Consider the following 14,516-nt stretch of genomic DNA (forward strand, 5'->3'; position numbering starts at 1 on the left):
GGAGGTACTCCCACGTGGTAACGCTCTCTAATAGAGTTATTAGTGGTGGACGCGACCAAGAATCCAGCGGCTTCGCTTGGTGGTCTGGCAACGCCCGTTTAATCAATTTATCTGGTAAACTACTTGGCGCTCACGTAGCCCATGCTGGTTTAATCGTCTTCTGGGCTGGAGCAATGACTTTGTTTGAAGTCTCTCACTTCGTCCCAGAGAAGCCTATGTATGAACAAGGCTTGATTCTGCTTCCTCACCTCGCCACACTGGGTTGGGGCGTTGGTCCAGGTGGTGAAGTTTTTGATACATTCCCCTACTTCGTTGTCGGTGTACTTCACCTGATTTCCTCCGCAGTTCTAGGCTTTGGCGGTATTTATCATGCCGTTCGTGGTCCTGAAACCCTAGAAGAATACTCTGCCTTCTTTGGTTATGACTGGAAAGACAAGAACAAAATGACCAACATCATCGGCTTCCACCTGATCATCTTAGGATGTGGTGCGTTGTTGTTGGTGCTGAAGGCTATGTTCTTTGGTGGAGTTTATGATACATGGGCTCCAGGTGGTGGTGATGTGCGTGTGATTACTAATCCCACACTCAACCCCGCTGTTATCTTTGGCTATTTAATTAAAGCTCCCTTCGGTGGCGAAGGCTGGATTATTAGCGTTGATAACATGGAAGATATTATCGGCGGTCACATCTGGATTGCTTTCACTTGTATTGCCGGTGGTATTTGGCACATCTTCACAAAGCCTTTTGCTTGGTCACGTCGGGCCTCCATTTGGTCTGGTGAAGCTTACCTATCTTATAGTTTAGGTGCGCTTTCTTTGATGGGGTTCATTGCCTCTGTCATGGTGTGGTTTAATAACACCGCTTACCCTAGCGAATTCTATGGTCCTACGGCTGCGGAAGCTTCACAAGCTCAAGCCTTAACCTTCTTGATTCGTGACCAACGCTTGGGTGCTAACGTCGGTTCTGCCCAAGGGCCTACAGGTCTAGGTAAATACCTCATGCGCTCTCCATCTGGTGAAATCATCTTCGGTGGTGAAACCATGCGCTTCTGGGATTTTCGTGGTCCTTGGTTAGAGCCTCTTCGTGGCCCCAACGGTCTTGATTTGGAAAAAATCAAGAATGATATTCAGCCTTGGCAAGCTCGCCGTGCTGCTGAATACATGACTCACGCGCCTTTGGGTTCTTTGAACTCTGTGGGTGGTGTGGCTACAGAAATTAACTCCTTTAACTATGTGTCTCCTCGCGCTTGGTTGGCGACTTCACACTTCGTTTTAGGATTCTTCTTCCTGATTGGTCACTTGTGGCACGCAGGCCGCGCCCGGGCTGCTGCTGGTGGTTTTGAGAAGGGTATTAACCGTGAAACAGAACCAGTAATGTTTATGCCTGACCTCGACTAGGTTGTTTTTAGCTTAATTTCATTACTGAGAATATAATGCTTTTGATAGCTCTTGCCTCACCGCAAGGGCTTTTTTTGTGGTTTTCTGTGTAAGTTCACACATTAAGCTTTATTAAGTAAGAGTAAAAATTTAAAATAAATTTTGCACAGGTACTTACAATAATTAAACATTGCTGCTAATATATAATGTAACAAATCAATCTTACTCAGGGTTAAGCAATGAATAAGCTAAAGTTCGGCACATCTGTATTAACAGTTGCTGCTGGTTTGGTAATGGGGACATCAATAAATCAAGTTGTTATAGCTGAGGAAGTTGTTGTAGAACCAATTACTCAGCCAGTAGTTACAAATGAAGTTATTGCCACATCAATCACTCCTGAAAAAACTGAAACTCATCCTCAACCAGGAACTTTCAGTTATAGTGCTGGTGATTTACTGGCAAAAAGACCACTGGATTTAGATATATTTTGCAAAAGTTATCCTTTAAATTCTCGCTGTACTGAGCGTTCTACTCCATCAAAACCACAGGGGGGAGAGTCAAAACCTACTCAAGAATCTAAACCTAGCGAAGAAATGAGCCAAACTTCTGTAAAAACTAGAGGTTGGGCAATTACACCTGAAATTAGTACATTAGGTGTTGGTGCAACAGTCACTAAGTCCATAACACCTAATGTCAATGCTAAATTAGGCATTAATGGCTTAGGTATAAGTAGAGATATTAGCTTGTCCGATGTTGATTATAAAGCTAACCTCAACCTATTTAATGTGTCTACCCTCGCTGACTACCATCCCTGGAAAAATGGCGGTTTCCGTTTGACTGGAGGCTTAGTATTTCAGGACAATAATATAGAAGGAACTGGAAAACCCAAGAATGGTGTGACTATTAATATCAATGGCAAAGACTATAATAGCAAAACTGTGCTTACATCATTGAACGCTAAAGTTTCCTTTGAAAATAGTGTAGCACCATATATTGGACTGGGTTGGGGTAATGCTGTGAAGCCTGGTAAACGTTGGGGATTTTCGGCAAATTTAGGGGCAATGTTTTCTGGCTCCCCAAAGGTATCATTAACACCTGGGTTTGGTCCAGATGCAACGGATGCTATAAAAGCGGAAATTAATAGTAACATCGAAGCAGAAAGGAAAAAACAAGAAAGTGATCTGAATTGGTTGAATATTTATCCTGTTTTTTCTCTTGGTATTTCTTACCAATTCTAGTTGACAATTTGGGGTGTGTCAGATGTTGGAAATATATTCATTATTACTGAGTTATCGAGTCTGACGCACCCTAAAAAAATATTTAGTATCACATTTGCGTAAATCCTAGTTTTAACTTTCCTCTCTACCAGTTACTATATTAAATTAACTTGTATTTTATTCTTAGATATACAAATGATCATCACCAAACATCGCGCTGATAGAGTTACAGCACTTCCCGGTGTTATGAGGTACATATCTAGCGGGCAAGATGCCCGCACTACAAGAGTTTCATGATTCAACTTTGTACCTCATAAGAGCGGAAACCGCTGTATAACATCAGTTGGCAACAATTTGAGAATCTGCTGCAAGATTTGGGAGAAAATCGGGCGGCTAGAGTGGCTTATGATGATGAAACTTTGGAAATTATGACACCTTTACCAGAACAGGAATATTATACAAAAATTCACACTATCATGTGAAACGTCTCCCAATATCTCTGCTAACCTACTGCACCCCCCAACTTTGGCTCTGACAGTAAAAATAAGGTGTATAGGTCTAGATTGCATTGCGCTGTGGATGGTTTCGTAATTTTTCTGATTGTCCGATACCTCGTAAGTAGACGACCTATATTTATCAATGCAAGATTTTGTTATTCTGTCAATGAGTAACTCCTAATATCTTGACATTTTTTGCTTTTACTCCAATATCAGAAGTGTTGAATCCTCCAATAAAACTTGACAATGTTTGGGTTTTAGCCAGGTAAAATCCCTTGTCTATTGAGAATAGAGTCATTAACTGCTCAAATTTGGTATCATCAATGCCAATGCACAACTTGGACAATATCATCAAAATCCTAACATTCAACACTTCTGGATTTAATCAAGATGTAGCTAAAAATCGAATCTTAAAAACAAACCCTGCCCATCTAGACAAGGTTCTGTTTTAGGTTTATGATTTTTGTAAAGCAACTGGAGGTAAAACCTGATTTAATTTACCACTACGATAACCTTCTAAATCCAAAGTTATATAAATAAATCCCCAGTTTTGAAATACAGATACTAGACTTGGTAAATCTGTCATGGTAACAAAATCTTTAATTTGATCTGGTGATAATTCAATTCTGGCTGTATCACCTTCGGAACGAACCCGTAAATTTTGCCAACCTAAATTTCGCAAATAAATTTCGGCTCTTCCTACTCGCTGTAATTTGGCTATGGTAATTTCTTCACCATAGGGAAAGCGCGAACTTAAACAGGGTTGCGCCGGTTTATCCCACCAAGGTAAACCTAATTGTTGGGAAATTTGCCGAACTTCGGCTTTTGTTACGCCAATTTCTGCTAAAGGCGATCGCGCACCTCTTTCTTTTGCAGCTTGAATTCCGGGACGATAATCATGTAAATCATCGGCATTTACACCATCCACCACATAAGGATAACCCAATTCTAAAGCCAAAGGTTTGAGGGTGTCGTGTAATTCGCTTTTACAAAAATAACAACGATTGACTGGATTAGATGTGTAATTGGGATTGTCCATTTCCTGTGTTTGGACAATTCTATGAGATATTCCGATAGTTGCGGCTTGAATTTTTGCGTCTTCTAATTCTTCTGGTAATAAAGAAGGAGAAACCGCAGTTACAGCCAAAGCGCGATCGCCTAACACATCATAAGCAATCTTAGCTACTAATGTACTGTCAACTCCGCCAGAATAGGCTATTAAAGCCTGCTCCATTTCTGTAAAGAACTCTTTTAACTGCTCTAGTTTTTCTGTCCAACTCATCTTCCTAAAACCCCATAATGCCTAACCACTCCTATTTTAGTCATTAGTTGTTATTAGATCACTAATGTTTTCGAGAATTTCTCGCCCCATACGTCAACTACGGATTATAATATTCTTCATAATCTATTCTTTACTTGCTACTGAGTGAATTACAAAGATGAGATGAAATGTTATAAACTTCGCTAATTTTTATTGAAAACTATGAGAGTTAAACGGCTACAAATGCAATCTTTTCGCGGAATTGGTGATTTAACAATAGATTTTGATAAAAAAGAACCAACCGTTTTTATTGGTATTAATGGTGTAGGTATTTTACTTTTCGTTACATATTACTCTTCGAGAAGCCTCTCCGCGTCTACGGTTTTTTTCCGTTCACCTACTTATGATTCCTGCTATTATTCCTAAGTGATCTAAGTTTTTACTCTCAAATTCTTCTTTTTGGTAATTCATATTTTTTGGTATTTTGATTTCATTCAGACTCATTTTCTCATTTTTTCTTCTGAATTTATTGTTAATACCTTATTAATTTCAATTTGTTGGCAATTTTTATATTACTGTCTATATTTATTGCCAATTTAGTTATGTGTTTATATTTAAGCTGTTTCTGTTACTTGTTACACTTGCATCTGTACTACAAAATGAAGTGCGGAATGTGGGGTATAAGCTTTTTATATGCAGATTTATAAAAAATTAGTATTAATTTTTGACAATGCAGTAGGATAGTATCATGGGATTAGCTGTAACTTAACGTACCTGTTCACAAACTGTCACAATAGTTGTTACCAGCAATACACAATATTTGGTATACTTACCCGTACTAATGTCATTTTTTAGTTAGGGAATAGGTAATAGGCAAATGGAAAGATCAGTCATGAGTAAGTATTCTTTCCACTTACCTCTTCCCCAATCACCAATTATCCACTACCTCTTTCCTTAACTACTACATGAATCTAAATCAAGTTAAATCCATCCCCAAATGGACACAATTACCATCTCCATCTATATTTTGTGCAGAAGTATCTATGCAATTGAGTATAGATACATCCGTTGCCCAATTACAACAGCAGGTAGAATATTTACAAATCCAATTGGAGTCAGAAAGACAGGAACATCTTCAAAAAATCCAGCAAATTCAGAAATTTCAGACGTTACTTCAACATATTACTGAACACATCCGCGATAGTCTAGATGATCGGAAGATATTAACAATTATTACTCAAGAATTAGTTGATTTATTACAACTTAATCGCTGTCAAATTGAACTTTATAATCCCTGTTTAACTTCTGCCACAGTTACCTATGAATATAGTGTTGTTTTACCCCATTTTCAAGACTTAACCACAGTAATTGCTGATTTTCCTCAAATTTATCAATCTCTATTGCAAAAACAAATTTGGCAATCTATAGAAATTGTCCCAGGACATTATTCTGGATTACAGATGATGAATCAATTAGCTTGTCCAATTTTTGATCATCGAGGTATTTTGGGTAATATTTGGCTAATTTGGCACACAGAGGCAAAATTTGGAGAACAAGAAATATCCTTTTTGCAGCAAATAGCTAATAAATGTGCGATCGCAATTCGTCAATCTCGACTACAGGCAAAAACCAAAGCGCAGATTCAGGAAATAGAAAAACAAGAACGGCAAAAAAATGAATTTCTCAAACAGCTTTCCCAAGAGTTACGCACACCGATTACTAATATTAATCTTGCTGTACAAACATTAGAAAGTCTGATGACACCAACGGGAATTTTAGATATAGAAATAGGATCTCAACTATTACAAATTCTCCATCATGAATGTGGACGAGAAAATAAATTACTTAACGATCTTCTCAGCTTTGCATATCTGAAAACCCATTCGGAATCTCCTACTTTAATTACTATTGATTTTCCAACTTGGTTATCTCCCATTATTGAATCTTTTCGAGATGTTACCAATTGTCAGCAACAACAGTTACACCTGGATATCTCCACAGAAATTCCCCCTTTCTCCACAGATATCACTGATTTAGAAAAAATTATTACCTTGCTACTCAACCAAGCTTGTCAATGCGCTCCCGCAGGTGAATCAATTACAGTTACCGCCGATTTAAATGCAGCCACGGTAGAATTAAAAATCAGTATTTCTGGTGTGGAAATTCCTCACCATGAACTATCACAAGTCTTTCAGCCATTTTACCGCATTCCCAAACATTCCTCATGGCAAGCACAGAACACTGGCTTAGAATTAATCTTGGTAGAGACAATGGTACAGCGTTTGCATGGATTAATTCATGTTGCAAGTGCAAATAATCGCATCACGTTTATCATGCAATTTCCCCTGCGACTAGTTTTTTAGCTGCCACTTCCAACTAAAAAAAATATCCCAATCCTGAGTATAAATGTAGGGGTTTAGCAGTGCTAAACCGTTACTCAGTGTATTTGCGGTATGTGGGATAAATATTGATTTATTTTGGTAATTGGTAATTTTATTGGTTACAAATCCGATAATTGTCTAGAAAAAAAATATTGATTTTTGTCTTATTTACATCAAAAGAGTCAATATTATGTGAACTTTGTCCAAGTAAGAAATAAAATACTTATAATATCTTTTTAGTTAAGTAGGATACTGAATATGAACGCCCAAGCCAAGAATTTACAGACTTTATATGCTAAAACTCGCTTACTGCTTGCATTGTGGGATTTGGGAGGAAGTCAGCAGAAAGTGGCTAGGGGTAAATTGACGAAGCGGATAGACTCCAAGAGTCAGAATAAAGCGGATTATCAAGCTATTTTAGAGGATTTGGAAGCACAGGGGGCTGTTACTGTTACTAAAAAGGGATCTTCAACCAGTTATACTCTCACGTCACCGACGGGCTTAGATGTGTTAAAGGCGGGTTTGCGTAGTGATGAGTTTGAGTTTAATACCAATCTTGGTGCTTGGGTAGGAAATTCTTTGTTGCGATTGTTTCGTCAGATTGATGTTGTAGTAGCTGCGCCGGTTGCATCTGGTGGTGCGGTGATTGGTTCTTATGAGGAGTTTAAATCTGTTGCATTGGATGTTTATGACAAGTTGAACAGGGACTACAGCCTAGATGATTTAGTACCTATCTATCGCATTAGAAGAGAAATAGGTGAACAAGTTAGTCGTGAAAAATTCAATCAATGGCTAGTGGAAATGCAAGCTGATGACATTTTGCAGCTAATTGCCGGAGAAATACCAGACTTTACCTCTGATAAACGGGAAGATTCAATTTCTATACCTGGTACACAACTACGTTCTTACGCTAAACGCTTGAGTTAATCAAATTATCCCCGCAGTTTCTAGTTCCTCGCACCATACGAAATCACCATGACAGATACCCCTATTTCTCCCATAGAAGCCGTTAATGCTGCAATTAATAGTCACAATCCATTTATTAACGCTGGGATTGTTAAAGAACAGGATGTTTGGGGAAAAGGAGTCCCCGACGTACCCACATTAAATGCCCATGCTTCTAATCAAGTTTTTAAAGCCATTGAATTTGTTCGCAAAAGTCAATCTAGTCAAGATAAAGTAACTTCAATTGCTATTACTGCACAGCAGGGAGTTGGTAAAACCCATCTTTTGAGTCGCATTCGTCATGAACTGGAAAAAGTAGGTGGTGCTTTATTCGTTTATGCAGGTGGTAATAACTATACAGACTTAAATTTAGTTAAGTATCAATTTCAGCAAACTTTAGCAGATAGTCTCAGTAAGACTGGTAGCCAAGAAGTCATGCAATGGCAAGAAGTAGCCGCAGCTATGGCCAACGAAGGTAGAGAAAATGCTACTACTCCAGCAGAGTTAGTCAAAAAATTTGACCAGGCATATAAAAGTAGTTTAGCTAAAAATAAAAATCTCATGAATGCTCTGCAAAAACAGATTATTAAAAATAAATCTGATGCAGATCCCTATATTATTCGAGCTATTCTATGGACACTTTCAGAAACCCAAGCCCCTTATGCAATTAAATGGCTATCTGGTGAAGAATTAGCTCAATTAAATGCTGATGAATTGGGATTACCCAATCCTAGTAAAACTAATCAAGATAGAGAAGCTGAGGCTCTTAAAAATATTCAACAAATTTTGAATTTAGTTGGTTATTACAACTCGATTATTATTTGTTTTGATGAAATAGATGTTAAAAATAACTCCACTGAGGATGGGTTCCCAACAGAAAGTGTAATTGCTAATTTCGTGAAAATTCTCCATGATACTTTGGAAAATTCAGACCTTAGCCAAGGTGTAGTTATTCTGACGGTAATGCTACCAGAAACATGGAGAGATAAAGTAAACTCCATTCAAGGTGGTACGCCTGATAGAATTTCCAAATTTACACAACGAAAACCAATAGATTTAAAACCTGTTAGTGCTGATTATATGGTACAGTTAGCAACGGTGTGGTTACGAGAATATTATAGTTCAAAAAACTTAATTCCTCCACATACACTTTACCCATTTAAAGAAAGTCATCTGAGAGAATACGGTAAAAATAAACCAACTGTTAGAGAAGCTTTGCGATGGTGTGCTGATAACTTTAAGGTTGAAGAAGAGAAACTCCCTGCTGATCCATTTGAAAGGTTTGAATTAGCATTTATAAGGGAAAGTGAAGTAAAATTTGAAAAATATATCGAGGATAGTTCTCTCATAGCTGAAGCCCTATATTTTGGCTTTAATACTTTAAAAGGACAGACTTTAGAAGAAGTCATGATTCAAGAAATTACCAAAGATATTCTACCTAAATCCAAGAACAACAACTTTATCAACTTCAAAATTATTGGTAATGAAAATGGTAAAGAGGTAAAAATTGGTGTAGCAGTTGTCCAAGATTCTCAATTTACATTAAATGCGTGTTTAAAACGGTTAAATGACTATCATACTTTTGATTTAACCCGTGGTTGTTTAGTGCGTTCTCATTCCAAAATAAAACAAATGAAAAAAACAGCGGCAACATATAGTTTGCTTAATGAGTTAATTTTACACAAAGGGGGAGAAAATGTAGATTTAATAGAAGATCAAATTCGTCCACTTATAGCAATATTCGCTATTTATCAAAAGCGAGAAAATTATCAATTAACAGAAGAACAAATTTTTGATTGTATTTCTAAGAATAATATTACCTTTGATAATCTGTTACTGAAAGAGATTTTAAGTGATCCATCTGGTAATATGCCTGATATTGATGATGAAGATATTATAGATAAATTTCTCACTCCTTCAAATATCAATGAAACAGAAGATACCGATGATTTAAGTGATTTATTTGGTTAATTAATTATGAATAAATCTGTTTCAATCTATAACGCCTTATGTTTATATCCTCCCGATGTTGAAGCTTTAATACAAGGGCGAATTATTGCTGCTATACCTAGTAAATTGCTTACTCATGGGCATAAATTTGCTCTTTATCCTGTTGATACTTCAGTAAATATGCTTTCAATTAAAGCATGGGCTAAATGTGAACTTTGCGAAATTCTAGATCAAACAACTCCTTTAGATATGTTATCTCAATTAACAATCTGGAAACCAGAAATATTTCAGGAAATATTACAAAACCGTCCGCATTTTTTTCTGGCTTATTTGCGGGTTTATCATTTACCTGAACCTTTGGAAATTCGAGCTATTCCCAACATTCAAGAAAAACTAGGAAAATTTGCACCTTTACCTAATAATATTTCTGTATCTGAAGATAAACCCGTATTAAGTGATTATGTATTTAATCAACGTAAACAACAACTAGAAAACCGCCAACCTCCCCTACATCCTGAATTAGAAGATTTACAAAGTACATTATCGCAAATAGCCAATAATAACCCAGTAGCACAACAATTAGAAAATGAAATTAAAGTATTTTTAGGTTGGAGTAATGCACCAACTACAAATACAATAGATGCTGATTTAGATTGGATAAAAACAATTACAACATTAGGAGATAGAAGCATAGAAAAAGATGATACTACAAGCAACTATCAAGCAGGTACAAATTTTGAAATTATTACACGCAAAAGCCTTAATTTTTTAGGATTTAAAGTAGAGGAAGATCATAAAGGTGGTGCTGGAGGTTTAGATTTATATTGTTCACAACCTTATTCTTTAGTTTGCGAATGTAAAGCAGGTAAAAGCATTCCTCATAACACAGTAGAAGAATTAGATAGAATTGGTAAAAGACATCTTCAAGAAAATTATCTTCAAGCTGTGCGGTTAATTATTGGACCTGGTGAACCTACTAAAAATTTGAAAGAATCGGCTCAAATCTCTAAAGTCAGTATTATCAAAGCTATGACATTACAAAAATTAGTTGAACTTAAAGCAAAATATCCCGGTGCGATAAACTTAATTGAATTAAAGCAATACTTAGAACCAGGACAAATTGATGATAAAATTAACGAATATATAGATAAAATAGAAAAAGAGATTAAATTGCGATCGCATATTATCCAACTCGTCAAAAAACATCTAGAAAAGACAGATACTAAAGATGCTCAAGTTAGTAATCTTTGCATAGCATATCTTTATGATCATCCACCACAAAACTTAGAAGATAAAGAACTATACGACATTCTCATAGAACTATCATCACCATTAACAGGCTACTTGGGAAGAATTAAAGAAGATTATTGGAAAAAAGATCGCTTTTACTATTTGCGCGACTTAGAGGTTGTTTGAAAAGTATTATATGAAACCCATAATCTCCAAAAACCTAACCCCCCTCCCCCCCCTTCCCTACAAGGGAATGGGGGTTTTAAAGCCTCTCCCCTGGTAGGGGAGAGGTTTGGAGAGGGGTCTGTTTACACATTAAAAACTTTTAAAACATCCTCTTACCAATAAATTAAAAATAACTCTTTTCTTCCTTCTTTTCTTCGTAGCATTGAAAATCGTCGTTATGGCACTAGGCAAGAGGCAAGAGTGAAGAGGGTTTGGGCGATTTTACGTTTCGTTACATATTACTCTTCGAGAAGCCGCTCCGCGTCTACGGTTTTTTTCCGTTCACCTACTTATCGGGAAAATCAACGACTTGAAAGCCTTGCTGTAATAATCTTAGAGTAGATGCTAATTGACCAGACTGCATGAGTAGAATAAGCTCAAAACTATTTGTATTTTTTAATTGTTCCCAGTCTTCATCCCGCAAATCCTTAAATCCTGGTCATCCTGATTCAGACATCCTCCCATACAACAGGCTTGATAAAAAAGTCAATTAGTCTTAATTTTAGTTACAGTTAGATCACAAATAAATCGTGAGGGGTGAGACTATGCGTGTTTTGCTAGTTTATCCAATATTTCCAAGCACCTTTTGGTCTTATGAGAAAATTCTGGCACTAGTTGACAGAAAGGTATTGTTACCACCATTGGGTTTAGTAACGGTAGCGGCAATTTTGCCCCAAGAATGGGAATTTAAGCTTGTAGATCGTAACATTCGCGCCGCCACAGAAGCAGAATGGGCATGGGCAGATATGGTGATTTTCTCCGCCATGATTGTCCAAAAACAAGACTTACTTGAGCAAATTCGGGAAGCGAAAAGACGCGGTAAATTGGTGGCTTTGGGTGGTCCTTATCCTACCTCTACACCCCATGAAGTGGAAGCCGCAGGGGCAGATTACCTGATTCTCGATGAAGGGGAACTGACTTTACCCATGTTTGTGGAAGCAGTCAAACGGGGAGAAAAATCTGGAGTTTTCCGGGCTGCTGAAAAGCCTGATGTCACTGGTACACCCATTCCCCGTTTTGATTTATTAGAGTTTAATGCCTATGATATGATGTCTGTGCAGTTTTCGCGGGGTTGTCCCTTCCAGTGCGAATTTTGTGACATTATTGTTTTATATGGTCGCAAACCTAGAACGAAAACTCCTGCACAACTTTTAGCCGAGTTAGATTATCTCTATGATTTAGGTTGGCGACGGGGTGTGTTTATGGTGGATGATAACTTTATTGGCAATAAGCGCAATGTGAAATTGTTGCTGAAAGAGTTAAAAGTTTGGATGGCAGATCATCAATATCCCTTCAATTTTGACACAGAAGCTTCCATTGATTTAGCACAAGATCAAGAAATGATGGAGTTGATGGTTGACTGTGGATTTAAAGCGGTATTTTTGGGAATTGAAACCCCAGATGAAGATAGTTTACAACTAACTAAGAAATTCCAAAATACTCGCAGTTCCTTAACTGAGTCGGTAGAAACCATTATTAGAACTGGACTGCGGCCAATGGCTGGGTTTATTATTGGTTTTGATGGTGAAAAAGCGGGTGCAGGCGATCGCATTGTCCGTTTTGCCGAACTTGCAGCTATTCCTTCTACTACCTTTGCCATGTTGCAAGCGTTACCCAATACCGCCTTGTGGCATCGGTTGACCAAAGAAGGCAGATTGCGGGAAAACCAAGATGGTAACATCAATCAAACTACATTGATGAATTTCATTCCTACCCGTCCTCTAGAAGAATTGGCTAGGGAATATGTGGAAGCTTTCTGTGCTTTGTATGACCCTGCTGCTTATTTAGATCGCACCTATCGTTGTTTTATGATGTTGGGTTCTCCCAAATGGACAGCACCAGCAAAAACACCAGAATGGGTAGTTGTCAGAGCCTTATTAATTGTAATTTGGCGACAAGGATTTAAACGAGAAACTCGTTGGAAATTCTGGCATCACTTCTTTAGTATTCTCAAGCATAACCCCAAGGTAATTGAACAATACGTTTCTACCTGCGCTCACATTGAGCATTTTATGGAATATCGGCAAATTGTCCGTGATGAAATCGAAAGTCAATTAGCTGAATATTTAGCCCAAGGTGCAGAAACACCTTATGTACCTGTTAAGGAAAAAGCAGAAGCTGTAGTTTAATAATACCCAGATCCCCGACTTCTCAAAGAAGTCTGGGATCTATTTTGTGATCGGCAAAGTCACGGTAAATGTTGAACCTACTCCCACTTGACTATTAACTGTAATTTCTCCTCTGTGGGCTATAATGCACTGTTTGACGATTGTTAATCCTAAACCACTACCAGGAATGATTCCCACATTTTCTCCTCTGTGAAATGGTTGAAATAGTTGTTTTTGATCGGTTTCTGTCATCCCAATTCCCTGATCTTGAAATTTTAAAATTACGGTTTTTTCTTGTTTGATTAATTCAAATAGGACTGTACTATCGGGAGGTGAATATTTAATGGCATTATTGAGTAAATTACTGACAATATGCTTTAATAGGGTTTCATCTCCCAGGAATTCAAAACAGTTTTCGGAACTGGTAAAAATTAAATTCAACTGTTTTTCTTGGGCAAATAATTGAGATTGTTGTACTAATTCATAGCATAATTTTTCTAAGTCGAGTATATGTGGTTCGTAGAATAATTTACCTGAATCAGATTTACCAATTAATGAAGCTTCATCTAATAGATTTGATACATTTTTGATAGCAGAGCGAATCAGTTGTAAATGATTGATTTCTTCATCATTTTTCTGTCCTTGATTATGCCTTTGTAGTAATCCCGCTGCGAGAAGAATGGTATTTAAAGGGTTACGAATATCATGGGAAAGTATGGAAACAAATTCAGATTTAAGCTGATTAATTTCTTGGGATTTCAAAAGTTCCGCAGTTTTTTCTTCCACTTGAGTTTCTAATGTTTGATTAATTTGATTTAATTGTTCTAAAAATTGTTTACGTTCTATAGCATATCGTACAGAACGCACCAATGTATCTGGATTTACGTGTCTTTTGACTAGATAATCTTGCGCTCCTTGTCTGACTGCTTCAATGGCTAATTCTTCATCATTGGTGTTAGTCAAAACTATGATAGGGTTGCTAGGATTTTGCTTGAGTAACTGGGGTATGGAAGCTAATCCTTGACTGTCAGGAAGGGTTAGATCTAACAAAATTACATCATATTTTTCGCTGTTTAATTGGTTGATTCCGTCTTGGAGTTTTTGGACGTGAACTAAACTAAAATTTTGAGATTTTGTGAGTTTAATAAACTCTTGTAATAACCTGGCTTCTGCTAAGTTATCTTCAATTAATAGGATTTTTAATGTGGAAGTTGCGGTAATCATTTCCTGGTTTTACCTCTTGCAAGTTTTCAGCCCGTCTCAGAATGAATTCTGAGTCTAATAGCAAAAGTCGTCTAAAGACGACTAAAAGAAAGTTTGTAGTCC

Annotated in this window: 10 protein-coding genes and 2 pseudogenes; 9 read left to right on the forward strand and 3 right to left on the reverse strand. The window is 37.2% G+C overall.

Features of this window, described 5'->3' with window-relative positions:
• Nucleotides 1–14 precede the first annotated feature (14 nt).
• From psbC to FJR08_RS12545, 3 genes and pseudogenes are all read left to right on the forward strand, one after another.
• Complete coding sequence (gene psbC, locus FJR08_RS12535) at nt 15–1,397, forward strand: photosystem II reaction center protein CP43 (protein WP_148760367.1); 1,383 nt, start codon at nt 15–17, stop codon at nt 1,395–1,397.
• A 218-nt stretch (nt 1,398–1,615) separates the two neighbouring features.
• A complete protein-coding gene (locus FJR08_RS12540; protein WP_015080311.1) occupies nt 1,616–2,614 on the forward strand; it encodes a hypothetical protein in 999 nt (332 codons plus the stop codon).
• A 308-nt stretch (nt 2,615–2,922) separates the two neighbouring features.
• Nucleotides 2,923–3,060, forward strand: a pseudogene (locus FJR08_RS12545) (Uma2 family endonuclease); the annotation flags it as partial.
• Here FJR08_RS12545 and FJR08_RS24260 read toward each other — a convergent pair.
• Nucleotides 3,058–3,185 (reverse strand): annotated as a pseudogene (locus tag FJR08_RS24260) (IS701 family transposase); the annotation flags it as partial. The pseudogenes FJR08_RS12545 and FJR08_RS24260 overlap by 3 nt on opposite strands.
• A 359-nt stretch (nt 3,186–3,544) precedes the next feature.
• Nucleotides 3,545–4,372 (reverse strand): ATP-dependent sacrificial sulfur transferase LarE, encoded by an 828-nt coding sequence (gene larE / locus FJR08_RS12550; protein ID WP_168633383.1) that lies wholly within the window; start codon nt 4,370–4,372, stop codon nt 3,545–3,547.
• Between the two features lie 201 nt (nt 4,373–4,573).
• On the opposite strand from larE, the gene FJR08_RS23250 reads away from it, so the two are divergent.
• The 6 genes from FJR08_RS23250 (at nt 4,574) to FJR08_RS12575 (ending at nt 13,211) form a co-directional block, all read left to right on the forward strand.
• A complete protein-coding gene (locus FJR08_RS23250; protein WP_217357515.1) occupies nt 4,574–4,777 on the forward strand; it encodes a hypothetical protein in 204 nt (67 codons plus the stop codon).
• 539 nt (nt 4,778–5,316) lie between these two features.
• Nucleotides 5,317–6,714 carry a HAMP domain-containing sensor histidine kinase gene (locus FJR08_RS12555; RefSeq protein ID WP_168633384.1) on the forward strand — a complete coding sequence of 466 codons (1,398 nt, stop codon included), beginning with the start codon at nt 5,317–5,319 and terminating at the stop codon, nt 6,712–6,714.
• Nucleotides 6,715–6,990: 276 nt separating this feature from the next.
• Nucleotides 6,991–7,659, forward strand: a complete 669-nt coding sequence (locus tag FJR08_RS12560) for a hypothetical protein (protein ID WP_168633385.1) — start codon at nt 6,991–6,993, stop codon at nt 7,657–7,659.
• 48 nt (nt 7,660–7,707) lie between these two features.
• A complete protein-coding gene (locus tag FJR08_RS12565; RefSeq protein WP_168633386.1) occupies nt 7,708–9,648 on the forward strand; it encodes a P-loop NTPase fold protein in 1,941 nt (646 codons plus the stop codon).
• A 6-nt stretch (nt 9,649–9,654) separates the two neighbouring features.
• A complete protein-coding gene (locus FJR08_RS12570; protein WP_168633387.1) occupies nt 9,655–11,043 on the forward strand; it encodes a DUF1802 family protein in 1,389 nt (462 codons plus the stop codon).
• A 584-nt stretch (nt 11,044–11,627) separates the two neighbouring features.
• Nucleotides 11,628–13,211, forward strand: a complete 1,584-nt coding sequence (locus FJR08_RS12575; RefSeq protein ID WP_168633388.1) for a B12-binding domain-containing radical SAM protein — start codon at nt 11,628–11,630, stop codon at nt 13,209–13,211.
• Nucleotides 13,212–13,250: 39 nt separating this feature from the next.
• On the opposite strand, the gene FJR08_RS12580 is transcribed toward FJR08_RS12575, so the two are convergent.
• The gene (locus tag FJR08_RS12580; RefSeq protein ID WP_168633389.1) at nt 13,251–14,414 is read right to left on the reverse strand and encodes a hybrid sensor histidine kinase/response regulator; all 1,164 of its coding nucleotides are present in this window, start codon (nt 14,412–14,414) and stop codon (nt 13,251–13,253) included.
• Between the last annotated feature and the right edge of the window lie 102 nt (nt 14,415–14,516).

It is taken from the genome of Dolichospermum sp. UHCC 0260 (assembly GCF_009711985.1).
Classification (GTDB): Bacteria; Cyanobacteriota; Cyanobacteriia; order Cyanobacteriales; family Nostocaceae; genus Dolichospermum; species Dolichospermum lemmermannii.